24 protein-coding genes and 4 pseudogenes are annotated in these 25449 nt (G+C 43.6%); 19 read left to right on the top strand and 9 right to left on the bottom strand.

Features of this window, described 5'->3' with window-relative positions; translation table 11 throughout:
* Positions 1-116: 116 nt before the first annotated feature.
* On the bottom strand, positions 117-1358 hold the full coding sequence (locus BDD39_RS07895; protein WP_166909616.1) for an aminopeptidase: 1242 nt from the start codon (positions 1356-1358) through the stop codon (positions 117-119).
* Positions 1359-1667: 309 nt separating this feature from the next.
* Between BDD39_RS07895 and BDD39_RS16590 the strand changes: the two genes are divergently transcribed.
* From BDD39_RS16590 to BDD39_RS07865, 7 genes and pseudogenes are all read left to right on the top strand, one after another.
* The gene (locus BDD39_RS16590) at positions 1668-1793 is read left to right on the top strand and encodes a hypothetical protein (RefSeq protein WP_279587938.1); all 126 of its coding nucleotides are present in this window, start codon (positions 1668-1670) and stop codon (positions 1791-1793) included.
* The gene (locus BDD39_RS07890; protein ID WP_166909614.1) at positions 1759-2637 is read left to right on the top strand and encodes a 5'-3' exonuclease; all 879 of its coding nucleotides are present in this window, start codon (positions 1759-1761) and stop codon (positions 2635-2637) included. Before BDD39_RS16590 ends, BDD39_RS07890 begins: the two co-directional genes overlap by 35 nt.
* A 364-nt stretch (positions 2638-3001) precedes the next feature.
* Positions 3002-3511, top strand: a complete 510-nt coding sequence (locus BDD39_RS07885; protein ID WP_166909611.1) for a DoxX family protein — start codon at positions 3002-3004, stop codon at positions 3509-3511.
* 134 nt (positions 3512-3645) lie between these two features.
* Positions 3646-3903, top strand: a pseudogene (locus tag BDD39_RS07880) (AMP-binding enzyme); the annotation flags it as partial.
* 208 nt (positions 3904-4111) lie between these two features.
* On the top strand, positions 4112-4501 hold the full coding sequence (locus tag BDD39_RS07875) for a VOC family protein (RefSeq protein WP_166909609.1): 390 nt from the start codon (positions 4112-4114) through the stop codon (positions 4499-4501).
* A 20-nt stretch (positions 4502-4521) separates the two neighbouring features.
* Positions 4522-5333 (top strand): annotated as a pseudogene (locus BDD39_RS07870) (YhfC family intramembrane metalloprotease).
* Positions 5309-5677, top strand: a complete 369-nt coding sequence (locus BDD39_RS07865; protein WP_166909608.1) for a VOC family protein — start codon at positions 5309-5311, stop codon at positions 5675-5677. Before BDD39_RS07870 ends, BDD39_RS07865 begins: the two are co-directional and overlap by 25 nt.
* A 273-nt stretch (positions 5678-5950) precedes the next feature.
* Here the strand turns inward: BDD39_RS07865 and BDD39_RS07860 are convergent, their stop codons facing one another.
* Positions 5951-6616, bottom strand: coding sequence for a DUF2642 domain-containing protein (locus tag BDD39_RS07860; RefSeq protein WP_166909606.1), 666 nt, complete (start codon positions 6614-6616; stop codon positions 5951-5953).
* A 274-nt stretch (positions 6617-6890) separates the two neighbouring features.
* Positions 6891-8207, bottom strand: coding sequence for a hypothetical protein (locus BDD39_RS07855; RefSeq protein WP_166909603.1), 1317 nt, complete (start codon positions 8205-8207; stop codon positions 6891-6893).
* 214 nt (positions 8208-8421) lie between these two features.
* On the opposite strand from BDD39_RS07855, the gene BDD39_RS07850 reads away from it, so the two are divergent.
* A complete protein-coding gene (locus BDD39_RS07850; RefSeq protein WP_166907797.1) occupies positions 8422-9588 on the top strand; it encodes an IS256 family transposase in 1167 nt (388 codons plus the stop codon).
* Between the two features lie 180 nt (positions 9589-9768).
* Here the strand turns inward: BDD39_RS07850 and BDD39_RS07845 are convergent, their stop codons facing one another.
* Entirely contained in the window at positions 9769-10857 is a 1089-nt protein-coding gene (locus BDD39_RS07845) for a CotH kinase family protein (RefSeq protein WP_166909601.1), read from the bottom strand.
* Positions 10858-11074: 217 nt separating this feature from the next.
* On the opposite strand from BDD39_RS07845, the pseudogene BDD39_RS16770 reads away from it, so the two are divergent.
* The 6 genes and pseudogenes from BDD39_RS16770 to BDD39_RS16765 all read left to right on the top strand — a co-directional run.
* Positions 11075-11149, top strand: a pseudogene (locus BDD39_RS16770) (CotG/ExsB N-terminal domain-containing protein); the annotation flags it as partial.
* Positions 11150-11339: 190 nt separating this feature from the next.
* Positions 11340-11717, top strand: coding sequence for a hypothetical protein (locus tag BDD39_RS16415; protein WP_243846015.1), 378 nt, complete (start codon positions 11340-11342; stop codon positions 11715-11717).
* 235 nt (positions 11718-11952) lie between these two features.
* Positions 11953-13125, top strand: coding sequence for an 8-amino-7-oxononanoate synthase (gene bioF / locus BDD39_RS07835; protein ID WP_166909597.1), 1173 nt, complete (start codon positions 11953-11955; stop codon positions 13123-13125).
* A 294-nt stretch (positions 13126-13419) separates the two neighbouring features.
* Positions 13420-14343 carry a glutaminase A gene (gene glsA, locus BDD39_RS07830; protein ID WP_166909595.1) on the top strand — a complete coding sequence of 308 codons (924 nt, stop codon included), beginning with the start codon at positions 13420-13422 and terminating at the stop codon, positions 14341-14343.
* A 19-nt stretch (positions 14344-14362) separates the two neighbouring features.
* Positions 14363-14758, top strand: a complete 396-nt coding sequence (locus BDD39_RS07825) for a cytosolic protein (protein ID WP_166909593.1) — start codon at positions 14363-14365, stop codon at positions 14756-14758.
* A gap of 33 nt (positions 14759-14791) precedes the next feature.
* Positions 14792-14912, top strand: a pseudogene (locus BDD39_RS16765) (sugar phosphate isomerase/epimerase); the annotation flags it as partial.
* 259 nt (positions 14913-15171) lie between these two features.
* On the opposite strand, the gene BDD39_RS07815 reads toward BDD39_RS16765, so the two are convergent.
* From BDD39_RS07815 to BDD39_RS16760, 4 genes are all read right to left on the bottom strand, one after another.
* Positions 15172-15504 carry a hypothetical protein gene (locus tag BDD39_RS07815; RefSeq protein ID WP_043905177.1) on the bottom strand — a complete coding sequence of 111 codons (333 nt, stop codon included), beginning with the start codon at positions 15502-15504 and terminating at the stop codon, positions 15172-15174.
* A 411-nt stretch (positions 15505-15915) separates the two neighbouring features.
* Positions 15916-16383, bottom strand: coding sequence for a CBO0543 family protein (locus BDD39_RS16405; protein ID WP_166909588.1), 468 nt, complete (start codon positions 16381-16383; stop codon positions 15916-15918).
* Between the two features lie 146 nt (positions 16384-16529).
* Complete coding sequence (locus BDD39_RS07805) at positions 16530-16949, bottom strand: hypothetical protein (protein ID WP_166909585.1); 420 nt, start codon at positions 16947-16949, stop codon at positions 16530-16532.
* Positions 16950-17474: 525 nt separating this feature from the next.
* Positions 17475-17612, bottom strand: a complete 138-nt coding sequence (locus BDD39_RS16760) for a DUF5412 family protein (protein WP_208404352.1) — start codon at positions 17610-17612, stop codon at positions 17475-17477.
* A 141-nt stretch (positions 17613-17753) separates the two neighbouring features.
* Here BDD39_RS16760 and BDD39_RS07795 point away from each other — a divergent pair, with 141 nt between their 5' ends.
* Positions 17754-18080, top strand: coding sequence for a nucleoside triphosphate pyrophosphohydrolase (locus BDD39_RS07795; RefSeq protein ID WP_166909581.1), 327 nt, complete (start codon positions 17754-17756; stop codon positions 18078-18080).
* Complete coding sequence (locus tag BDD39_RS07790; protein ID WP_166909579.1) at positions 18073-20517, top strand: DEAD/DEAH box helicase family protein; 2445 nt, start codon at positions 18073-18075, stop codon at positions 20515-20517. Before BDD39_RS07795 ends, BDD39_RS07790 begins: the two co-directional genes overlap by 8 nt.
* Before the next feature lie 139 nt (positions 20518-20656).
* Here the strand turns inward: BDD39_RS07790 and BDD39_RS07785 are convergent, their stop codons facing one another.
* On the bottom strand, positions 20657-21976 hold the full coding sequence (locus tag BDD39_RS07785) for a M20/M25/M40 family metallo-hydrolase (protein ID WP_166909577.1): 1320 nt from the start codon (positions 21974-21976) through the stop codon (positions 20657-20659).
* Positions 21977-22061: 85 nt separating this feature from the next.
* Here BDD39_RS07785 and BDD39_RS07780 point away from each other — a divergent pair, with 85 nt between their 5' ends.
* From BDD39_RS07780 to BDD39_RS07770, 3 genes are all read left to right on the top strand, one after another.
* Positions 22062-22982 (top strand): tetratricopeptide repeat protein, encoded by a 921-nt coding sequence (locus BDD39_RS07780; RefSeq protein ID WP_166909575.1) that lies wholly within the window; start codon positions 22062-22064, stop codon positions 22980-22982.
* Between the two features lie 10 nt (positions 22983-22992).
* Positions 22993-23403, top strand: a complete 411-nt coding sequence (locus tag BDD39_RS07775) for a DUF4275 family protein (protein ID WP_166909573.1) — start codon at positions 22993-22995, stop codon at positions 23401-23403.
* A gap of 438 nt (positions 23404-23841) precedes the next feature.
* Positions 23842-25416 carry a DUF7309 domain-containing protein gene (locus BDD39_RS07770; protein WP_166909570.1) on the top strand — a complete coding sequence of 525 codons (1575 nt, stop codon included), beginning with the start codon at positions 23842-23844 and terminating at the stop codon, positions 25414-25416.
* Positions 25417-25449: the final 33 nt, after the last annotated feature.

Raw genomic sequence — 25449 nt, 5'->3', positions numbered from 1 at the left:
CTGAAAAACTAAATAAAAAATCCTTTGTTTTGACCTTGTTAGGGTGCGAAATGTGAGGTTTAAATAAGCTTGACTTTGTGACCAATATGTGGCCACTAAGCATGAATAAAATTCCATTATTTCAATTCAAACGCCCAGTTTCCGTTGCGGAAAATCGGTTCGCGTTTGCCGTCTTTCGTGACACCGTCAATGTTTAATTCCGCAGAACCAATCATAAAATCTTCATGGATAAGGCTATCGTTTACACCATGTTTATCTAATTCTTCTTTGGACATCGTTGTTCCATCTTGAATGTTAGTTGGGTATGCTTTTCCAAGCGCCAGATGGCATGCGGCGTTTTCATCGAACAACGTGTTATAAAAAATTAGATTAGACATGGAAATTGGCGATTGATGCGGCACTAACGCGACTTCCCCCAAGCGGCGTGCGCCTTCATCCGTATCTAATAAATGTTTTAATGTTTCATACCCTTTTTCCGCGGTAAAGTCGACGACTTTGCCGTCTTTGAATGTCAAAGTAAATCCGTCGATCAAGTTGCCGTTATAATTAAGCGGTTTGGTATTGCTCACCTTGCCATTGACCCCGTCTTTATGCGGCATCGTAAACACTTCTTCCGTCGGGATGTTCGGGTTAAAGCGCACGCCTTTCTGGCTGACGGCCGCACCGCCATGCCATACATGGTTTTCAACCAGTTCGATCGTTAAGTTCGTTCCTGGCGCTTCATAAATGAGCTGTTTGTATTGTTTTTCGTTTAAATAATCGACGATTTTGGTGAGTCGGTCATTGTGCTGCTGCCAAGCCTGGATCGGATCGTCTTGGTCGACGCGGGTGATGCGGAATATCGCCTCCCATAGCTTGTCGATCGCTTCTTCTTCACTGACGTCCGGAAATATTTTTTTCGCCCATGCCGGCGTTGGGACGGAAATGAGCGACCAGCAGTTTTGATCGGCCATTAGCGCGCTGCGGTAGTTGCTTAACGCTTTTGATGCCGTTTTATTGGCGGTGGCGACTCGTGTTGGATCCACATCTTTCAATAAATCAGGATTTGGAGAATAAATCGATAAAAACGCTGCTCCTTCCTCGACGAGCTGTTCCATGCCTTTCGCCCGCCACATTGGATATTCCAAAAACGCTTCATCGGGAGCATATTTGAATTTAATGTATGTAAGATCTTCGTCATTCCATTCGACATAGACGTGTTTGGCGCCGGCTTCGTATGCTTTTTTCGCGATTTTCCGCACGAGCGGAGCGGCTTCAAGCGGTGCGTTTACAAACAGGGTCTGCCCTTTTTGGACGTTGACGCCGACTTGTACGGCGAGCGCGGCATATTTTTCTAAATTTTGCTCCATATTGCTCATGTTTTTCACTCCTTTTTTTAGATACTATGTAGATTTTTATTATAATATGAAAAGGTTTACAGAGTAAACCTCGCCGCCCAGATGCTCCGAATATAGAAGGGGGAACTTTTCTAATCGGAATCGCCACCATTCTCCTTATCAAGACCACCATTTCACAATTTACTACTTTTGTCATTGCTGCGTTGGCAGGAGTTTTATTTAGTCTTCTTTTCCCTGACGAACAGGAAACAGAGAAGGCAGCGGGAATGGTATAATATATGGCATAATATAAAGAATCACCTCCTTTCCTTCTGGGAAGAAGGCGAAAAAATGCTGAAGGGCATTGTATGCCATCTGTACGATTACCACTATTTATACGATAAAAATATTATGTTAACAACATCGGAAGGGGAAAACAACCATGACGCAAACGAGCAAAAAGTTGCTGCTTATTGACGGGATGGCGCTCTTATTTCGTTCGTTTTATGCGACGGCAATTCATGGGAATTTTATGTTTACAAGCGAAGGGATTCCAACAAACGCGGTTTATGGATTTGTCAAGCATTTCATCGCTGCCGTCCATCATATAGAGCCAACGCATGTTGTTTGCTGCTGGGATATGGGGAGCACGACGTTTCGAACGGAAATGTTTCCGATGTACAAGGCGAACCGAGGGGAGTCGCCATTAGAGCTTGTCCCGCAGTTTGAACTGGCCAAGCATGTTGTTTCCGCGTTTGATATTCCGAACATTGGCGTACTAGGAGCGGAGGCGGATGATTGTATTGGCACGCTCACAAAGCAATGGAAAGACGAAATGGACATTGCCATTTTGACAGGGGATCAAGATTTGCTGCAGCTTCTTTCCAAAACGGTAACGGTATATTTGCTGGACAAAGGGATTGGCAATTATCATATTTATACGCTCGAGCGGTTTCGAAAGGAGATGGAAATCCTGCCATCACAATGGGTCGATGTCAAAGCGTTAATGGGCGACGCAAGCGACAACTATCCAGGAGTGCGCGGCATCGGCGAAAAAACAGCGCTAAAATTAGTGCGTCAGTACGGTTCGATTGAAGGGATTCTCGAACATCTACCCTTTTTGACAAAGTCGCAGCGGCAAAAACTGCAAGAACATGAAGAGATGCTGCATCTTTCTAGAAAACTAGCAAAAATTTATTGCGATCTTCCGATAGCGCTGCGACTCGAGGAGGCGGAGTGGAACGTAGACAAAGAAAAAGTGAAGCAGGCTTTCCTCGCTTTAGAATTTAAAGGGTTGGATCGCTTGTTGACATATAAGTAAAAGCCAGTTTCAGACTGGCTTTTACTTATGTGCCATCTTATGCAATCGCTATCTTTCAGCATCAATCCACATTGCATCCACGGCTCCATTGCTTCCATTACCGTTTGCAGAACACGCCCTTTTTCGGTCAACGTATATCAATCCGCAATACTTCCCGCAATTCCATCTTTCTATATAATATTATTTCTATCTTTTTTGTATATAGAAAAAGTAGTTGTCAATAGGCGAAAAGCCGTTATAGAAAATGTTGCGAATGTTGCAATAAATTTATTAACAAATTGTGAAATAGTGAGCAAATTCATTTCAATTCCTACAAAAAGTAGTACGATAAAAGTGTAAGGAATAATGAAAGGGGAGAGTGGATATGGTTAAATGGCTTCGCGAACATGCCAGCGCTTCTGTCATCATGGTGTTGTTCCGTTTGTATCTCGGCTACGCTTGGATCACCGCAGGATGGCATAAGTTAACGGAAGGGTTTGATGCATCGGGATTTTTGAAAGGAGCGCTTGCTAATGCAACTGGGGAACATCCAGCGGTGCAAGGCTGGTGGGCTGCGTTTATCGAGCATTTCGCCCTGCCGAACGTCGGATTGTTTAACGTGCTTGTGCCTTGGGGAGAATTTCTAGTCGGCATCGCACTTATTCTCGGCATTTTTACAACGTTTGCCGCACTAATGGGTGCTGTCATGAATTTTGCGTTTATGTTCTCGGGAGCGACGAGCACAAACCCGCAAATGGTATTGTTAACGGTGTTCATCCTTGTAGCGGGCGCCAATGCTGGCAGATATGGCCTTGACCATTGGGTGCTCCCTTATATTCATAAGTTTACACATAAAATGCACCGTCCGCATCGTCCAGCAATGTTGCATAAATGACCATCATGAACCTAACTTTAACCAACGGCCGTGCACTTCTCTTTTCGGAAGTGTGCGGCCGTTTTCACTTATTAGAGGCGTTTTTGTCCTTATAGATAATGATTTTTTTCGGTTGCCTCGTTGATTATGGAACATATTTCCGCCGCGAAGACGCGACGAACGAAACGTTAAGAGACGGATGGGGGTATAACGGAGATATTGGCTGCTTGGATGAAGACGGTTATTTGTTTTTCCAAGGGCGCCTTAAAGAAATGATCAAAGTTTCCGGCTATAGCGTCTTTCCGGAAGACGTAGAAGTACTGCTGAACGAACACCTTGCCATTAAGCAGTGCGCGGTCATCAGCGTGCCGGACCCGGTCAAAGGGGAAGTGCCGAAAGCGTTTGTCGTTGTATGGGAACGGAAGGAAACGTGCATATCCACAAGTCAAGGAAAATGCATGAGCTTGCTGTAAGCAACGGACTGTCAATTCCGTATCGTTTTTTGCTAGTTTAAGAGCGGGAATTACTCGCTCTTTTTTTCCTTTTATGGTACCATAAGGATAAATAAGTAGATATCAACAATTTGGAACCAGGAATCTAAAAGGCTAGGAGAACGAATGCATGAAAGTGCAAGGATTTAGCCATGTAACCATCAATGTGAAGGATTTGGTTCGTTCGCTTCGTTTTTATGTGGATGTATTAGGAATGAAGCTTGTTCATCGTGGACGGAAGGATGCGTACTTAGAATGGGGAAGTGCGTGGATTTGCCTGCAGGAGCGTCCGGACATGGCAGAGCAGCGTCCGCAGATCGGCGTGGACCATGTGGCGTTTTTTATCGATGAACAAGATTTTGTAGAAGCGGTAAAACAACTAAAAGCGAACGATGTGACGATTGTCTGGGAACCGATCCGCCGCGGCCGCGGTCTTTCGGTCAACTTTCTTGATTCAGACGGTACGCAATTGGAATTGCATACGTCGACGCTGGCCGAGCGGATGAAAGTATGGAAATAAATAGGAGAGGGTAGACGCAAATGATAAGTACATTAAGCATTGCCGGGATGGTTACACAGCTAGTCATGTCACTCTTCGTGCCGCTTGGTTTGCTCATTTACTTTCATAAGAGAAAATGGCTGTCATGGAAGCCACTCGGCATCGGTGTTCTTCTTTTTTACTATTTTCGCAGGTACTCGAAAAAGCGCTGCATGTGGTGATGATTGACCCGAGCAGAACCTCGCTAAAATGGACGGACAACGTAGCGCTGTTTGTCCTGTATGCGGCGCTTTCGGCTGGGATCTTTGAAGAAATCGGCCGCTATGTCGGCTTTCGCTGGATGCTGAAACAACACCGCGAATATAAAGACGGATTATCGTACGGACTCGGGCATGGCGGCATCGAAGCGATTTTGATTGGCGTGTTTGGTGCGGTGAACGCACTGGTGCTTGCAAGCTTGATTCAATCCGGAACGTTTGACAAAACGGTCGCAGCGGCGCTTTCGCAAGAACAAGCGGAATTGATTAAAAATCAAATTTTGCATACGCCATTTGCTATGTATATATTGGGCGGATTGGAACGGGCGATGGCGCTCGTGTTTCATATCGCGATGTCACTTCTCGTTTTGTTCGGCGTGCGCGAGCGGAAGTTTCGCTATGTCATCTACGCGATTTTGCTGCATGCGCTCATGGATACGGCGCCGGCGTTGTACCAGGCGCGCGTGATCACGAACGTATGGCTGATTGAGGCAGTGCTTTTTGTCTTTGCCATTGCCGCGCTTTTCTTTATACGGCAAATAAAAGGTAAATTCGAGAATGGGGGAGAAACATGGACATTCGCGTCAAACGATTAGACCATGTACAAATTTGCATCCCTTTCGGCGCCGAAGATGAGGCGCGCGCCTTTTACACCGATTTGCTCGGCTTTACGGAAATCGAAAAGCCGGACTCCCTAAAAGCGAACGGCGGCCTTTGGTACCGAATCGGCGATATCGAGCTTCATATCGGCGTTGAAGACCGAAGCGGCTACAACAGCAAAAGCCACCCTGCATTTGAAGTCGAAAACATCGATGAAGTGCGCCGTTACCTAGAAGAAAATGGCGTTCCGACCAAAGACGAAAAACCGATTCCAGGGGTGAAGCGGTTTTCGTTTCGCGATCCGTTCCACAATCGGATTGAGTTTTTGTCGAAAAGATAAACATGGAAGGAAGTGTTGCCGCTGAAAAATAAGCTTAATCACGCAAGACGTTGAAGCATTGACTTCCTTCCTGGCTGAAGTGGGGATCTTTTTGATCGGTTATGATAAAACGGTTCATCATTTTAGCGCAGGAGCTCCCACTTCAAAAGCCTCTAGGCTTTAAGTGGCGGGTAGTTGACCATTCGTACATATGGTCGCTCATACTCACACAAAAATAACTTCCCTCCTGTACATAAAGATTTTAGTGTTGCAGAGAGAGGGAAGTTAATTTTATTAAGGAAGATGAACCGTTTTTACGTGCATGATTTTCCAAAATACGGATTCTCCGCTAGCGGTTACAAGTTCAATGATGTCGTTTTGTACTTGCTTAAGCAATCCGATTTTCATCGGATGGTCGCCTAAATCAAATACGACTAATTTTCCCGCCAATTTTTTAAGTTGTTCTTCTAGCGACCTTTGTAGTGGAGTGTTGGTTGGTTGCACTGGCAGCACTTCATTGCCTAGCGTGTATGGAGTAATGTTTGTTTGATAGGGGGTTAGCCATTTTAAATGGTTTAGAGAAATAAGCATCGTCTTATACACAGGTGAGTAGAAAACGAAGTAATCATTTAAAATAGCTGTAACATAGCCATGGATTGATTTATTTCCTGTCACATAAATTTCGACAAACCGGCCTTTCGCGTTGGTTAATGTTTTCCGATAGGAAATCGAGTCATCTCCATCAAAAGGCAATTCGGGGGTCACATTCGATAATTCCTCAAGTGGGTTCGTAGATAATCTGATGTTGTGAATGTGCAAATGAGGAATATATAAATATTCTTTTCCGTTGTAAATCACAAGGATATCTAATCCTACATCGACAAGTATTCCTTGCAACATTACTTTTCCTGAGACTTCTAGTTGTACTTGCTTTCCGACTAAAGAATGTAAATTATTCATTTTTTTCCTCCTTTCAACAATGTAAAACAAGCATTAGATGCACAAAATTAGTTTACACTTGTGCATCTACTAGAAAAATGATCTTTGTATCAGCATTACAACGACAATATTTATATATGCTATACAAGGCGTTAAAAGAAGAGACATAGAACTATTTCCAATCTCTTACGAATAAATGATGGAGAAGCGATTCAAAGGGAGCTGATATGGCGTGAAATGATGATTTTTTATTCATGAACGTCGACCGTTTTAAAGTAAGGGAATAGGAAACGATTTATCGTTTCGGATCCCAAATATAATCAATTGTTTTAACGATTCTTTCCCGTGAATCGCTTTTTCCGCTTGAACGATGGTCTCTGTCGCGATAGTCTCTGTCGTGATGATCTCTGTCACGATATTCTCTGTCGCGATGGTCCCTGTCGCGATAGTCTCTGTCACGATATTCTCTGTCGCGATGATCTCTGTCACGATATTCTATGTCATGATATTCTCTGTCACGATGGTCTTTGTCCGATGTTCTATCATCTTCCACTTTATTTGTCATATCCTCATCTTTGTCGCTCTCATTCTCCGCATCTTCATTATTTTGTTGTTGCTGCTGTTGTTTAAGAAAGCCTTTTGAACCAATACTAATGCTTTTAATGTGATAAGGGTAAATCCGGATAACTTCATCTTTGTTCACTAACGTATAATGTTCTCCCTCTTCTTGCACAAGAATTCCTTCTGACGCTTCAGGACCGCCGCGGTTAATAGAGACCCATTTATATGCCAAATAATCAAATAACTCATAGAAATTTTGTGCATGGATGTCATTAAGGATAGGGGAATCGCTGAGAGGCGTACTTTGATCGATATTTTGATCGAAATCTTGGTTTATGTTTTGCACACTTACACTTTTGATGTGAGTTGTATTATAAAATACAATGCCATCGTCTTCCGTTAAGAGACCCATATAATCACCAGCAACAACGACCACTATTCCTGTTTTAGATTCAGGACCACCTTGATTCACCTTGACCATGCTGCCGGTCAATTTTTTTAATAATTCTGTAAAATCGTCCGCTGACACCAATTCCGTAGGGCCATTAAAATCGAACGACCATTCCACAGAGTTAGCATTTGCATTTTCACTAATGCCTAGGACCTGTTTTAAGTTAGATTCAACAGAGTTATTTGAATTTTTACTGATGCTTTGGACATGTTTTAAGTTAGCTATTAAATTTTCACTAATGTTTAGGACCTGTTTTAAGTTACTATAAATATTTTCATTGATGCTTTGGACAATGCTTTGGACATGTCTAAAGTTAGATTCAACAGAGTTAGATTTTAAATTTTCACTAATGCTTTGGACATGTCTTAAGTTATAATAAATAATTGCGTTATCGTTTTTCGAGTTATCATCGTTTGCGTTGTTGTTTGAGTTGTCGTTTGATTTCTCTGGCATTAGTGCAATATAATCAGACTGAACATCTAAAAGCCTGCCTTCGCAAGATTCTGGCCCTCCTCTGTATACTTTTATTCTATTGCCTACTAACGATTTTAGATAAGCATTTGACTCCACTGATTGACTATCCTTTTGTTTTCTTATCATTTATTTGTTCCTCCTTGTTATTTATCCATAATGGTTATTCGTAATGCATATATACGTATCCCTATAACTAAAAGTTATCCATCAATCGCCTAACATGAAAAAATTCCAGATGATGTATAAAATTTTGTGTAAAGCATTTTACTAGATCAAAATAAAAAAGGTAGGGTATTCTCTGATTGAACCCAAACATTCCAGAGAAAGGAGAACCCTACCTATGTCTAAAAGTATACCGAATGTCGACTGGGCAAATCAACTGGAAAGTGTCATTCGTCAGTTTGTAAAGGAAAAATTAGAACTGATCATGCGGGAAGAAATCAAGAATTTCCTCGAAATAGAACAGGCCGGAACATCAAATATGAGAAACGGCTACTATCAACGAAATCTAGATACGCAATATGGCCGGATTGAAGGTCTTTTGGTCCCTAGAGACCGAAACGGAGAATTTCAAACACAGTTGTTTGCCCCTTACCAACGGCACACCGGCTGGCTGGAGGAAGCAATCATTAGGATGTACCAAAGTGGCATGAGTACACGGGAAATTGGCAAGTTTATCGAACGAATTCTAGGAAGCACCTATTCTCCTGCGACGATCAGCCGTATTACCGATGTCGTGAAGGAAGACATCGAGAAATGGCACACTCGTCCACTGCACAAGCGTTATTCCGTCTTATATTTGGATGGTTTATACGTAAAACTTCGTCGCGAAACCGTGGAGAAAGAAGTCATTTATGTGGTGTTAGGGGTGAACGAAGAAGGATATCGCGAAATTCTTGATTTCTTTGTGGGAGGACAAGAAAGCGCCTATGTATGGCAGGAAATTCTTCAACACCTCTACCAAAGAGGCGCCAAGGAAGTGCTTCTGGGCATATTCGATGGACTACCAGGGTTGGAGGAAGCCTTTAAGGCGGTTTATCCGAAAGCCGATGTGCAGCGTTGTGTCGTTCACAAAGTCCGTAACACGCTCCATCGTGTTCGGAAAAAAGACCAATTTGAAGTGGCCGAGGATCTCAGGCTGATTTATCGCGCGCCGAATAAGGAGATGGCGTTACAGATGTTTCAACAGTTTGAGTCGAAATGGTCAAGCAAGTATCCGAGAGAAGTTCAATCTTGGGCCAATGAGTTGGATGTCCTCCTTACATTTATGGATTATCCAAGCAGTATTCGAAGTGTGATTTACACGACGAATGCCATTGAACGAACGATCAAGGAGATTCGGAAACGTCTAAAGCCGATGAACAGTTTGAATAGTTTAGAAGCCGCTGAAAAAATCGTATATTTGACCATTCAAGATTTTAATGAGAAATGGGCAGGGCGAAAGTTGCGAGGATTTGCCGAAGCACAGGAAGCCCTCGAGCGAATGTTTGAAGAACGTTATCATTAACCAAATACTGTAAATAAACAAAATAGGGGGATTCTCCCTTTCCACACAGGAGACTGAATATTCAGTCTCCTGTGTGGAGGAAACTAGTTCCCTATTCATTCCAAATCCATTTCAGAGAAACCCTACCCCCATTATATTACACAAAATTCTTGACGGTACCAAATTCCACTTCAGCCTATCTTATAATAGGGTAGATAACTGGCTTTTTAAATAAGCGTTTCGTTTTTCGATGAACTCGCAAATCTGCTCGGGCTCATCGTCAAACTGTTCAATATGGTCTTTTATATACGGATCATTGAAGACATGTGGCCGCAATTGCTGATAAAGTTCCTCCACTTTTGGCTTCATAAACTCCACGGTGAATTCATGATCTAATGTATGTTTCATGATGTCATAATACATTTTGCGAAAGCGCTCGATATCTAATAATCGAGCAGTTAACGTATTAAATCCTTCGATACGTACATAATCATAATCCATTTGTTTTCCATTAATATCCCTTCCCCAAGTAGCGTCAAAATCCCACGGAATGATTTCAAATAAGCCGGAATCTGGATTACGATATAGCGCGTAATTGTGAACAAAGCCATCGAAATTTTGCGTGCAAACAACTCCTGCAAGCCAGCGCAAATATTTATTTACGTCCAAAATATTGGACATGACAGATTCGTATTCATATTTTGGCGTTGTATTTAATTTGAAAATGAATTCCTCAAGATATCGATGATCCTCTCGAGTTCCCAGCTTTCTTTCATAGCCCATATCTAAAGATGTTTTAGGGACATTCTCAAACGAACCAATCAGCGAAAAATTAGCGTCATCATCAATCGCGTAAAAAATAGGTCCTATTGGCAATTGGCGCTTTTTTAAGAAAAATTCATCCACCGATTCTAATTGAAGATAAATTCCCTCGTGCCTTCCATTGATCGATAAAAGAACGTGTTGAGAGGAAGGCGAAAGGACGCCAAGATCCGAGAAAAAATCGAGGGAAAGTTTATTTCTCATGAGAGAAGGGTCTTTATATTCCGCGTTCAAGTGAAGTTCATGGGCTCCATGAAAGAAATAAGGTTTATAAAACGAGATAAAATAGGATTTTTTCTTAAATTTTCGAATGTGTGAGCCGCGATAGCTTATATCGATATGAAATTTTTTTTTATGAAATGTAAGCGTAGCAGGAACAGGTTCATCGTTCCAAATGTCGCGGCGCAGCTCCCGCAAATCATTGGGATGGATATAAATGGAAAATAGAAGTAACTGACTAGTTGCCATCTATGCTCTCTTCCTTTCTGATTATGTTCAATAAATCCTATGTGCATGGTAAGGCTCTTGTTACTCTAGGCATTTGTGTATTTTATAAAACCATAGACATGTGTCTAAATCAACGTTGGGGCAAATAACGTACATTATTATCAGGTAAAGATAGATGAACATTAACTCCTCTTTTTCTATCTTTCCAATAATGAACATTATATTAGGAGGTTAAAAAATGAGAGCATATACTCATGATGACATTCAAACTGCTGTAAAGGAACTTGAAACGGAGGGTCTAGGAGAGTATTTGTATCAAGAGCCAGTAGGCCAACGTTCGCGCAGCAGAAGCCGTTCGCGCCGTAGAAGCCGTTCAGACCGAAGCAGAAGCGGTTGGAGCAGCAGAAGCCGTACAGGCCGCAGCAGAAGCCGTTCGGGTCGGAGCAGAAGCCGTACAGGCCGCAGCAGAAGCCGTACAGGCCGAAGCGGACGTAGTGGCCGCAGTGGACGTAGCGGGCGTAGTGGACGTACGGGCCGCAGCGGACGTTCGGGCCGCAGTGGACGTTCGGGCCGCAGTGGACGTTCGGGCCGCAACGGACGTACGGGTCGCAGCGGACGTTCGCGCCGCAGCAGAAGCCGTTCGCGCCGTACAAGTCGCACAGGCTGGACAGGTGACACAGGCTGGACGGGTGACACAGGCCGTTCGCGCCGCACAGGCCGTACAGGTCGGAGCGGAAGCCGTTCGCGCCGTACAAGTCGCACAGGCTGGACAGGTGATACAGGCTGGACGGGTGGCACAGGCCGTTCGCGCAACAGAAGCCGTTCGCGCCGCACGGGCCGCTCGCGCCGTACAAGAAGATATTGGGACAACGGAAATATGAGAATGTTGTGGATGGAATAACTCATTCACCTTAAGCCAAGCACGAGGCGATGTTTTCTGCAAACGTCGTCTCGTGTTATTTTGTTCATTTAATTTTTTAATAAAATATTGTTCTAAATAAACACTTAAAGAAAAATAACGTAGCTTCTAACGAGAAGAAGTAATTGTGCACATTGACATTGTATCGTTATAATGTAAACAAAAATATTTTATAAGTTAACAATTGGAGGATGAGGATGAAAAATCATATTCAATCCGTACTTCATCAATTAGAACAAAAAGCACAAAAGCGGATGTTAAAGAATGTATCCTCTTCGGATAGCGCATGGATTGTCATGAACGGAAAGAAGATGTTAAATTTAGCATCAAACAATTACCTAGGGCTAGCGAATGATAAACGATTAATCGAAGCGGGATGTCAAGCGATGCGTACATATGGAGCGGGAGCCACTGCTTCGCGTCTTATTGTCGGCAATTATGAACTATATACGAGAGCCGAAGAAGCGTTAAAAAAATGGAAAAAGGCAGAAGCAGCGCTCATTTTCAATAGCGGATATACGGCTAATCTCGGAATCATTGCGTCTCTGATCGGCCGCGATGATATTGTATTTAGCGACTGGCTCAATCACGCGAGCATTATTGATGGCATCAGACTAAGCAAGGCAGAACGTTATCGTTATTATCATAACGATCTCGATCATTTAGAGTCATTGTTGAAGCAAGCATCTCCGCATAAGCGGAAGTTGATTGTCACCGATTCGATTTTCAGCATGGATGGAGACATGGCGCTTTTAGAAGGATTAGTGACGTTAAAAAAACGTTACAATGCCATACTGATGGTCGATGAAGCGCATAGCAGCGGCATTTATGGAGAAAGAGGAGAAGGTCTTGTTCACCATCTTCATTTGCAAGATGAGGTCGATATCCAGATGGGCACCTTCAGCAAGGCGTTAGGCAGCTTTGGCGCTTATGTTGTGGGAGAACAATGGCTCATTGATTATTTGATGAATACGATGCGCAGCTTTATTTTTACGACCGCTTTACCTCCAGCTGTTCTTGGTGTCATTGAAAAATCGATTGAGATTGTTCAAGAAGAACATGTAAGAAGACAAACGTTGCAAGTTCACAGCCATTATTTCCGCACTGAGCTCCAAAAATTAGGGTTTAACATTGGAAAAAGCACGACACACATCGTTCCGATCATCATCGGCTCGAACGAGCAAACGGTTCAAATGAGCGAGCGGCTTCAAGAACACGGCATCGCCGCGGTAGCGATCCGGCCGCCAACTGTTCCCGAAGGCACGTCCCGCATCCGCTTTTCTCTTTCTTCCTCTTTGACGAAGGAAGAATTAGATTGGGCGCTCGAACGGATTGCGAAAGTAGGAAGAGAAATGGGATTGATAGCGTAATGATGAAATTTTGCAACTTTTGACCGATAGGATGGTCATACGAATAGCCGATTAAAGTTACACCCGCGCTCCGATGTCGCATGTTGTTTGATTTTCTATAATCAATACAAATAAGACAGAGGAGCGTGAGAGGATGTTGCTCATCAATGATGTCATTCATAAAATGATTTATGATTTGGAAAAAAGGCCAGATGTACTAAACCACGATCAAAAAAACCGCTGAATTTTGCACGTTCAGCGGTTTTTTTACATATCAGCCATCTAGCCGGTCATACTAACAACAGGTGATGGCGAATGTATACAAAATCGGAATTAGAGCGGTTTGTCGAACAGGCAAAGAAATACGCCCGCTACGGCAAAGTTGCTGACTATATCCCCGCTCTTGGCAAAGCGGATCCAAACGATTTGTCGATCGCTATTTGTACGCCCGACGGCAATGTCATCGATGCGGGGGATACGACCCATAAAGTGACGTTGCAGAGCATTTCGAAAATTATCGCACTGGCGCTTGTCTTAATGGAACGTGGGGAGCAAGAAGTGTTTCGAAAGGTAGGCATGGAACCAACGGGAGACCCATTTAATTCAATCGCCAAACTGGAAGAAGTGCAGCCGGCAAAGCCGCTCAATCCAATGATCAACGCCGGTGCGCTCGCGGTGACGCATATGATTGCCGGTGCTTCGGTCGAGGAGCGGTTTCAGCGGCTTTTGCAGTTTGTCCGGAAACTGGCGGGAAATCCGACGATTACCTATTCGCCCGAAGTGGCCCAGTCCGAATTTGAAACGGCGTTTTTAAACCGCTCGCTCTGTTATTTTCTCAAGCAGCATGGTATTATCAATGAAGATGTCGAAGAGCTGATGGACCTTTACACGAAACAATGCGCGATCGAAATGACATGCGACGACTTGGCGCGCATCGGTCTTATCTTTGCGATGGATGGACGCAATCCGCTCACTGGGGAGCAAATCATGCCGCTTGATGTCGCCCGCATTTGCAAAACGTTTATGGTCACGTGCGGCATGTACAACGCCTCCGGCGAATTTGCAATTAAAATCGGCATCCCGGCAAAAAGCGGAGTCTCGGGCGGCATCCTCGCCGCCGTCCCAGGGCGCTGCGGCATTGGCATTTTCGGTCCGGCATTGGACGAGAAAGGAAACAGCCTCACCGGCATGAAGCTGCTAGAGCTGCTTTCGAAAACGTATTCGTTAAGCATTTTCTAAAAACAAGGAGGAATTAATCATGAAAACTTTTACGGTCCAATTTCACCGCGAAGATGAAGTAGAAGCGATGAAAGTGCAAAAGCTAAACCAACAAGACTTTGACAAAGCAACCGAAGGCGGAACAAGACATTTATTTGACTTAGATACGAATATTGGTTATTTCGTCTTTTTTGACGCCGCGGACGCAGAGGGAAACGTATCGTATCTCGTCTTGCAATATGAAGAAGACAACGAAGACCCGAGCGCGTGCTACGGATTTGAGCTAAAAGATTTTTACGAATTCATCGCACTTTACTTAAATGATCTTGAATTCGGAGATGAGGAAAGCGAGGAAGAAGAGCAATACGGTCCAATTCACCATTTGGCACATCTTCTTTATCATATTGTGGAAGAAGGAAATTCGATCGAAGTTTGACGCTCCACACGACTCTAATCGTGTGAAGTGTCAAGCAATATATTAGAACGCTCTTGGGTGTTCCGCACCGTCGGATATGGACAAAGCGAAAAAATATGGCGGGATATCGTCAGTACGCTTCGCGCGGTAGGATATGATTATGTGCTTTCGATGAAACCCTCAATTAGCTTACATCAGGCGTTTCACACGGAAGGTGTTCCATTAGCTTGAGTACAGCTGTATTTCAGACAATGGATGCCCCGACCAGAATCTTTGATTTAGTCAGGGAGGTTCACGAAGGATTATCGAAGGCGCTTGACTTGCTAAAAAAGCTGCTTTTCAAAGAGGAATTGCCAAATATGTGGTAGGCGTAAAGCAAAAAAGGAAGGTGGTGAGGAGGTCTCCGTCCCTCTTCGCCACCTTATCATTTGATATCATATCGCTTGTTTCTCATATTTTTCCACATTTCCTTTCAATAGTTTCAACTCCTGCCCATCGATGCTTAAATCAATCAGCACCCCATTGAAAATATCTTCATTCGTCTTTTTATCGTTCGACTGCAAATATCGTACGCGATACCACTTGCGGCCGTATTGAAAATACATATATAGCCCTTTTGCAAAGTCAAACCAAAACTTAACCCGTTCCCCGTTCACCGTTTTCCAGACGTAGCCCCATGAACGTCCTTGGCGGAAATTGGTCATTTTCGGCCTGCTGGAATTGATCGCTTTGTAATACAGTCTATTTTTTACGTCGTACAGTACCATCGTTTACCGCGCCTCCATTTTGGTAGTTCTAGTATATGTATAGCAAAAGAAAGAAAAGTTAGACTTGTTTTCGATGATTGGCCATGAAAAATTGAAAACAGCGGATTGATTCATGATAAAAAGCTGAATCGAAAGGAAGAGGTCAATGGGTTGATATATATGGAGAAAGGTTCCGAAATATGGACACATTAAGGTAAAGGCATACGAGGCAAGCGGAACAGAGCTAGTTCTTAAATGGAAAGCGGTAACCTAACGTTTGGCTCTTTTTAGCAGTGAATCCTTAGAATAAAAGGACTCCTTTCTGGTGGGGGGTACCATCTTCGTTAGAAAGGAGTCCTTTATGTGTTGAGTGGTGCTAGGCAGAAATCGGTTTAAGTGATGCAGCCGCCATTAAAGAAGCGGTCATGAACACTAGCCTGATGACTGTTCCCTTTTGTTGATTAGCGACATCAGCATACGAACGGAAAACGATAGAAGAAAGATCGTTATAAACGAATACATCCCCGTCCATCCATGGTACTCAACTAAATTCGTATACTTTTCACAAAGAACCTCAAGGAACGTTAAAGCGGTGGTATATAATGCGCATTGCACAATAATGCCCAGAAGGCGGGAATGATAAGAGGTTTGATAAAAATAAACACACATGATAGGATACAGAAAGTATTCAAAAAGAATGCTCGTGTCGAAATATTGGCCTAAAAACCTTACAGGGTATTCAACCAATTTTTTTTCTGCAACAATAACGCCAAAAAATGAGGAAAAATAGGCTTTCAATAAGAACACTAAAACCGTGTCTTTGATTAGCGGTTTTCTCAGACTAAAACAAAGTAAGACAATGCCAATCATCAGCAATGCCCACAAAATGATTCTGTCCATGGCTTCATCTGTCCTCTAATTGTTTATTTGTTTATCATTTAGTATGCTCAATTGAAAACGGAATATTTTTTAATACATAAAAATGTTGATCAAGTACTGATTTGGTTGTTCCACTAACTGGAAGCAAAAGCAGGCGAAAGATGCGCTTATTGATCTCTAAATACAATCATGCCGCAAATCATTGGAATGATCATTAACATTGCGATGGTTAGAGTAGGTATCGGTAACCGGTTTCCAAATATTGCGCCAATCTCTCCTAGAAAACCGCCTGTAATAAAAGGAATGGCGGTTTTTGTCTTGTCCGCATTTGGTTTTGCGTTATACCATGCGTCCCATACGCAATAAGCGTAAAATCCAGGATAAAGTAGCAAATACCCAAAATTAGTTGTTTCAACCGCTTGTTGATGTAATCCGTTAAAATCAAGATGAATGGCTTGGTTGATTCGTCCGAATATATTGTGAAAGTGTTCCACAATGATAAAGAGGGTCCCTTTCATGAGTTGGCCATTATATATTTGCCCAAATCCAGGCATCAGTATTGAAAATAAAGCGGCAATGTTTCTCATTGTATCCCCTTTCGTTTCTGTCAGCGGAAATAATCATCGTTTGTTACTTATATTTCCTTATAAGCATGTTCAGTATGTATAGGATGTTTCGGTTTGGATACGAATTTTTTCCTTCATGGAGACCGCGTTGTCCAAAGTGCTCAAGCATAGAACATCTCGCGTATCTCATTAGAGGATTACATAAACTTTGATCGGTGGACACGAAAGAAAAATCGCTATGTTCAGGAATTTGATGAGATTCTGTTCTTCGAACGAATACCGCCAGAAAATGTAGAGCTAATCGGACAATGGGATCAGGGGATTTTTAGGCCGAACGCTTCCTTTATAAAGTATGTAAAGGATGAGTATAAAGAGGAATATATGAAGATATTCGGGACGAATTCATTATGAGCTCGTTTCAGCTTGTCGACAAAGTCGATAAGCTGTTTTTTTTCTTTCTTGATGATGAATGTATTTTTTGGTTTTCGATTTTCATGGTGAAAAACGAGTTCGCCTCAAACGGCATAATCAACTGTAGCTTCGCCATTACGGCATACACTTTATGGTATACGTTCCATGAGAAGATTCAACTTCCGCGATCAGATCACCTTTTGGAAGCTGGCTCGTGTCAAAAAACGCCCAGTATGCTCCATATCTCACTAATACTATGAGCAATGCAAACATTATCGGAAATTTCCTTATCAACGTAAATCCTCCTAGCATAGATTCTTTTTTTCGATAGAGGGCAGAAAAAGTGTACGTTTCAAACAAGAGAAAAATCTTGTAGAATATGTAAAGAAAAAATAAAAAATAGGGGAGGATATCATGCCGGTATACAACAAACTTGTCCGTGATAAAATTCCGCAAATTATTGAACAAGCGGGAAAAACATTTACAACGAGAATATTGGAAGATGACGAATATCGCAAAGAGTTGCGAAAAAAAGCATTTGAAGAATTAGAAGAGTATATGAGTGCCAGTGATGACGAAACCGCGCTGGAAGAATTGGCGGATGTGCTGGAAATTATTCATGCTCTTGCTGAATGCCATGGGGGAACGTTCGAGCGTGTCGAGCAAATTCGAGCAGAAAAAGCAGAAAAGCGAGGAGGGTTTAAAGAAAAAATTTTTTTAGTAGAGGTACACGATGAGTAAGGTCGAATTCATTCAACGCAATCTTATCGAAAAGATACAGAAATATATTGAAACATCGTCGACCATATACATATTGACTTCGTTCGTCATGAAATCGGGTGTTCGCCTGCTGAAGGAAACATTGAAAAAAGCGGCGGAACGAGGGGCGGATATTAAAATTTGCGCTGGCGATTATCTCTTTGTCACCCAGCCGGAAGCGCTTCGCGAGATGGTCTCTATTCATCCGGACATCGAAGTACGCTTATGGCGAAGCAGGGGAGTATCTTTTCACCCAAAAGCATATTTATTTGAAAATACAACGAGCGGCTATTTTATTATCGGTTCCTCCAACTTGTCGAAATCGGCGTTGACAGAAGGAATCGAATGGAACATCGGGCTGGACAAAAGCGTCGATGAAAACGTATTTGCAGAAGCGATGGAAGAGTTTTTAAAGCTGTTTTACGCTGATGAAACAGTACAAGTGAACGAAGAGACGTTAAAGGACTATGAAAACCAGTATCATGACTATCACCAACGGCATCCGAATCTCGCACGAACATGGGCGGAAGCGGAAGAAGTTGAATTAATGCTTCCATTGGATAAAGCGGAGACGGAAATCAATGAATCTGATTATGACGTAATTTACGATCCAGCAACGGTCACATACGAAACGATTCAACCGCGCTTTGCCCAAGTGGAAGCGCTCGAACGGCTGGAAGCGACTTATGAAGAAGGTTACGACAAGGCGATGGTCGTCATGGCGACAGGGCTTGGGAAAACGTATTTGGCCGCGTTTTTTGCCCGTCGCTTTCAAAAAGTGCTGTTTATTGCGCATCGTGAAGAAATTCTTCGTCAGGCAAAACGTTCGTTTCAGCGGGTTATTTCGAATAAAACGTTTGGCATTTATGATAGAAATGAGAAAGAAAAGGACGCCGACATTATTTTTGCTTCCATTTTTACGTTAAGCATGAAAAAACATTTAAAAGCCTTTTCTGAATACGCGTTTGATTTAATTATCATCGATGAATTTCATCACGCTGCAGCGCGTTCTTACCAGCGGGTGCTTGACTATTTCGAACCAAAATTTCTGCTTGGCATTACCGCAACTCCAGATCGAAATGATAACAAAGACGTATATGCGATTTGTGACGGAAATGTCGCCTACAAAATTGATTTTATTGAAGCGGTTCAGCGCGGATGGCTTGCCCCATTCCGTTATTACGGAGTTTACGATGATACGGATTATTCAAAAATCAAATGGCTCGGCAACCGCTATGATGAGGCAGAGCTGCTTCAAGTGCAGCTAAGGGAAGAAATGGCGGACAAGATTTTAAAGGCATGGGAGAAATATAAGAAAACAAGAACGCTTGTATTTTGTTCATCGATCAAGCAAGCCGACTTTTTATCGGAATATTTTCGGAAACGAAATTATCGAACCGTCAGCCTTCATTCCAAACAGACAGACATTCCGCGCGACAGGGCAATTGCAATGCTGGAAAAAGGAGAATTAGACGCTATTTTCACGGTGGACTTATTTAATGAAGGCGTCGATATTCCATCGGTGGATACATTGCTGTTTGTCCGGCCGACGGAGTCGCTTACCGTGTTTACCCAGCAAGTGGGCCGCGGACTTCGGCTGTATGAAGGAAAGGATTATTGTGTCATTATCGATTTAATCGGGAATTATCGCAATGCCGATGTGAAGCTGAAATTGTTTGATACAGAGCGCAATGCTGATAAAAATGGAAAAAGAGAAAAAGTAATTCCAACTGTTCCAGCTAATTGCTCAATTCAACTAGATATACGGGCCATTAACTTATTAGAAGAAATGCGGAAAAAACGCCAGCCGCGTAAGGAAAAGCTGCTGTGGGACTATAAGCAGCTGAAACAGGAATTAGGTTATCGTCCTACGTATCTGCAGCTTCATTTGCGTGGAAGAAGCGATGCGGCGGAATACAAGTCCGAATTTAAATCATATGTAGGCTTTTTATACTGGGCGGACGAATTATCGGAGAAAGAGAAGGAAGTTTTCTTAAAGTACGAATCGTGGCTAGTTGAGGCAGAGCGAACACCTATGGCTAAGAGCTATAAAATGGTCGTATTGCACGCAATGTTAAACCGCGGTCCTTCACGTTGGCACCTGCCGATTACTCCAAAAGAAGCAGCGCCGTTTTTTCATCAATATTTAATGGAAAAAGAATATCGGAAACGAATCGACTTTTCAGACAATAAAACAAAGCAGCTATGGATTTATGATGAAGAAAAAGTAAGCAAGCTTATTGCCGAAATGCCGATGACGAAATGGAGCGGAAGCTCGAACGGTCTCCTTTCTTTTGAAAATGGCGTCTTTTCTTTTAACTTTTCCATTGCAAAAGAAGATGAAGAGATTCTGTATCAATGGACGAAAGAGATTTGTGAGTATCGGTTGCATGTGTATTTTGAGAGAAAAAATAAGTAATTGTTTATGAGAACAGAAGCATTCTATTTAAAACAGAAGAGTAATATGACGCTACACCTTGTAGATGTAATGTAGTTATTTGGATTATACAAAAAGTAGAGTGGCTTCTCTTATCCACTCTACTTTTCATTTATAACTCCTAACATTTATACGCGACGACTAGTTCTTCGGTAATCATGTTATTTTCGAGCACTGTTTCAAGCAGAAGCACCGTTTCAAGCGTTGCTTTGTAGTCGAGCGTTTCGAATTCAGTATGTTCGTGCTCGTAGCCGACCGAAAGATTAACAGTCGGAATGCCGAATTCGGCGAAGACTTTGGCGTCGCTGAGGCCGCCTGTGGTGATTTTCCAGTCGGGCATGCCGGCGAGCGCTCCTGCTGTTTCAAAAATGCGGCCGTAATTGCCGCCGCAAAATGGCACGATGCTAGCGTAAGAAGTGACGATGTCGCGCGTTCCGCGGCGGTCAACAACAATTGCGGCATCGACGTCTTGCAAAAATGTTGGGTCGATATGGCGTGAGCCGCGGCAGCCGACTTCTTCTTCGACGGTAAAGGCGATTTTAAGCGTTCCTTGGAAACGGGAGTGGCGAATGAAATCAAGTATTTCCAAGATAACCGCGATTCCTGCGCGGTCGTCGGCGCCTAAGATGCCGCGCGAGCTGCTTAATATGGTGCCGTTTTCGATAATCGTACGTTTCGGTGAAAATGGGCGAACTGTATCCATATGGGCGGAAAGCAAAATCGTCGGACCGTTTCCGCAGTGGACTGTAGCCAGCAAGTTTCCGTAATCGTCGATTTCGCGCCAATCTGTTTTTTGTTCGAGCTTTCGATAGAGCATTTGCCGAATCATCGCTTCCCTGCCGCTTTTTCCGTTGATGGAAAGAAGGGAGTATAGGCGGTGTTTGAATGTTTCTAAGCGATATGTCATTAGCAGTTCCGGATTTCGCCAGACGTTGTATAACCGTTCGGCCATCGTCAGAAGGTCACCGATGCGTCCTCGTTGGTAGAATAATTTTACTTTCCTTTTTTCCGCTTTGATTCGAACTTGCAGCGGGGTGCAAGCCCGAATGATCGCGAGCTGCTGGGCGGATAAGTCGTCGAGAAAATAAATCGTTGCCGGGCGAACTCTCTCTCCGTCGCAGCTGTCAACAGTATAAATGTGCATCATGTTCAGCCAGCGGACGATGCCGCGGACGTACGGATCGATTTGGATGAGAGGAAGTTCGTTTTTCGTTGGGTCGACAAGCGTTTCTCTTCCTGGAATGTCATGATTACGAGAAACGATCTGTTTGGCGGTTTGTTGGAGCGCTTCTATCCAGTCCGTTTCGGAAATGGTGTCAAGGTTCTGGTGCCGTTGGATGAGCGTTGCGAATGTTTGCGCAAGCCATTGTGATGTAATTCCTGTTTCCGTATTTTCCGGATGAAATCCGTGCCGAATCATGAGTTTTGTCCATTTTTCCATACTATCCATCTCCTTTTCAAATTCGTTACAATATAACTATACAAATCGGTGTGTGACAGCCTGTCACAAAGAAGGGAGTACGGAGATGGAAGAATACGGGTTTTTTCCGCATCAGGAAGAACGCCGCTTGCTTGCGGAGTGGAAAAAAGAAAAAGATCGAACACGGCGGGAAGAAATCGAAAACGAATTGATTCATCTGTACGTTCGTTTTGGCGAGTATTTCAAAATGTCGAGCAACCCTGATCCGAAGCAGGCGAAAATGTATTTGCAAAAGGCGTTAAAACGGAGGCCAAACCATCCCGTTGCGAATTATCGGTTGGCGCATATTTACTATAACGAAGGAAGATATGCCGAAGCGGCGTATCATTTTCATCAGGCGCTTTCGGGATCGATGGAGGCGTCTCTCAATGACACGCAGGAGATGTTAAGCCATATGTTTCTTGTCAATTGCGGCATTTTTCTCGCATCGAACGCATTAAAGCAGATAGAAAAGATGGAAACAAGGCCATACGATGAAACGGTCGATCGCTATCGTCGAGCGATTTTTCTCCATCGCATTGAAGATTTCCACCGCGCGCTTTATCGTATCATTACACCAGAAAGTGACGAAATCGTAACAGAGGAAACATATTTTTCCGAGCAGGAGCAGCTTTCGCCACATGAGGTGATGCTTGGCATCAGCGAACAAGACGGCTTTGTCGTTTGTTACGCAAGTGAGTTTATAAAACTAGAATACCAGTCGTTTTATTTGCTTGCGACGATTCTTCATAGCGAACGGCCAATAACTGGGGAAGATGTCCGAAAAACGTTGTTTCAAACGTTTTTTGGCAGAGACGTTACGGATGCTGCGATTCGAAAGATGTTTGAGCGGCTGCGTGCGCGCATTCCGTTTTGGGATGATATCATTGAAACGACGAGAATCGGGAACAAAGCGGCACGGAGACGCAAACAAGGCGTTTCGTATCGGATTTTTTGCCGCGCGAGCGATATGTTTCCTTGGGAGTAGGGGGATCGGAATGAACATCCGAAAAAGATTAGAAAATAGAGGAATCATGGTCGAAGAATGGACGGGAAAAGGAGAAGACTTCCGCAGGCGTTGGGAACGAGCGTTTACGGATGCCATTAGTCCGGAGGAGAAACAGTCGATTTATTTCGACCAGTTTTTGTGGCATGTATTCAGCTACGAAAAATTACCTTGTCTTGAAGGAAAAGCAGCGATGCGCGCGTTTCATAAAGAGAACCGATTCGTTTGTTATTTGTTTTATCAAGAAAGAGAAGAAGCGTATATGCTGGTAAACGCCGAAAATTTGTGGGCGGAAGATTTGCGGCAAGAGCGTGATGTGTATGTCGTCGATCCGCAGTTTACGTGGACATACGTACAGACGCATGAATACTATTATGGACCGTATTTTTATCGAAAAATATAGCCAAGAAGACTTCTGCTTCAACGAATAAATCGAGCAAGTGGCAGATAATAGAAATGGCAGGGCAGAAATCTTCCATTGCTAAGTGTAGCGCGGACAGGGAAATTCAAGATGAGTGTTTTTAATAGGAGATTGGTAAGAGAGTAATAACAGGATTATAGTAAATCGCAGATTTATCGCTCATGTCGGGCGATTTTGCCAGAATGGAGTTTCCATTAGTTCGATGCGCAAGCCGTCTAGTTTTGTATCCAGCCGGTTAAACCGTTCGTTCACTCGTTTAGTTTTGCAATTTGGGTGCGAATTGTGTGGCGAAAAGATCTATTGCGTTAATCATTTCTTGCAATCGTATTTTGTACCATTTTGCCATCTTCTTAACAATAGTGATAAATAAATGGTAGAATGAAAAAAGGAAAATTTTTTGATGATATGGAGGAAAATCGTGTGATCTATCAACTAAAAGTGCAGTTAAAAGATATTCGCCCGCCGGTATGGCGGCGGTTATTGGTGCCAGGCGAGATGACGTTTGCCGATCTTCATCGTGTGCTGCAAAAAGCATTTGACTGGGAAGACCGGCACTTGCATACGTTTTACATCACCAAGACGCGCGGAACGGCGAAATTGCGCATCGAAATCGGCAATGATGTCGGTGATGGATGGGACGATGCGGACTATAAGGAGCATAAGGAGCGGCTTTTCGATTGGCTTGTGCAGGAGGGAGACCGCTGCTTGTATATTTATGACTTCGGCGACTATTGGGAACATGAGATCGTGCTTGAAAAAATAGTGAAGCCGCAGCCAGATCTCGTCTATCCTATTTGCCTCAAGGCGGTGCGTGTTGCGCCTGAAGAAGACAGCATGGGCGAGGGGTGGAATCCAGAAGAGATCGAGACAAAAGAATTGACAGCGATGGTCAATGCAAAATTGGCTCCGCTGTGCAAAAAATTGGGCAAGGAAATCCAAAAGAAAGCGCGCAAAGAGAAAGAGATGGGGAAGAAGGCGCAGGCAACACAAGGCAATGTATGGCGGGTGCTGCTGGAAAAAGCGGTGGCGTTTAACCGATTAGCGCCGTGGCAATGGATGAATGAGGATGAAATTTTCCTTGTCGTCGATCCAGAAACGAACGAGCGCTTATATTGTTCTGTCATTGGCGCGCTTGGCCAAGAACATGGCATGGTCGTATATATCGGTGAGCAAGGATACAAAAGCCTGCAATATTTATTAAAACGGCCGTATCCCGAACAAGATCCCGTGTATACACAACGGGCGGTGCTCATTTCCTTTGCCGACCGAAATGAGTTAAGCAAGGAAGACTATGAGCTCCTCCGCTCCCAAGGCATGACGTTCCGCGGCAAAAAGCAGTGGCCGCAGTTTCGCAGCTTTGTCCCAGGGTACTATCCGTGGACGATTTCCGAAGAAGAGGCAAAATTGGTGACGGCGGCGCTTGATCAGGCGTTTGATGTCGCGCGGCGCGTCAGGGAAGGGGAGCTTTCGCTTCCAGTGTTTCCGCAGGATGAAAAGATGTTTGCCCGCATCGGTGAAAAGAAGGATGGGAATGTCGTTTGGCGCGATGACCACGTTCCGCTTGCCGAGCTGGAAGCCGAGGAAAAAGCGCCAACGTATGAACTGCTTGTCGATCCGAAATTGATTAAAATGGTGAAAAATATTGGGCAAGTATACTATGGCAGCATCGAATTTGACGCGGGATATATCAACAGACCGGTCCAAGACAAGCGCGGAGAGCGCCCGTATTTTCCGACATTTGTACTGGCGGTGGACGTGAACACTGGATTCATCATCCATAACGATTTGCTTCCGATCGAGAATGTGGCGATGCGCGTGCAAAAAAGCTTTTTAGATATGCTGCTGCGGCTTGGGAAAATACCGCAGGAAATCCGCATGAAAAAAGAAACGAAGCAAATGCTCGCTCCTGTGCTGCGCAAACTGCCGATCCGGACGATGGAAGTGCTGAGGACTCCTGCGGCCGAACATGTACGCAGGACTTTTGAAATGTTTTAGGATGAGATGCAAGGAGTGCTGTCCGATTTTGGA

The organism is Saccharococcus thermophilus, from assembly GCF_011761475.1.
GTDB classification, from domain to species: domain Bacteria; phylum Bacillota; class Bacilli; order Bacillales; family Anoxybacillaceae; genus Saccharococcus; species Saccharococcus thermophilus.
Note: the sequence above shows the minus strand (reverse complement) of the source record. Positions and strands in the feature narration are given on the sequence as shown.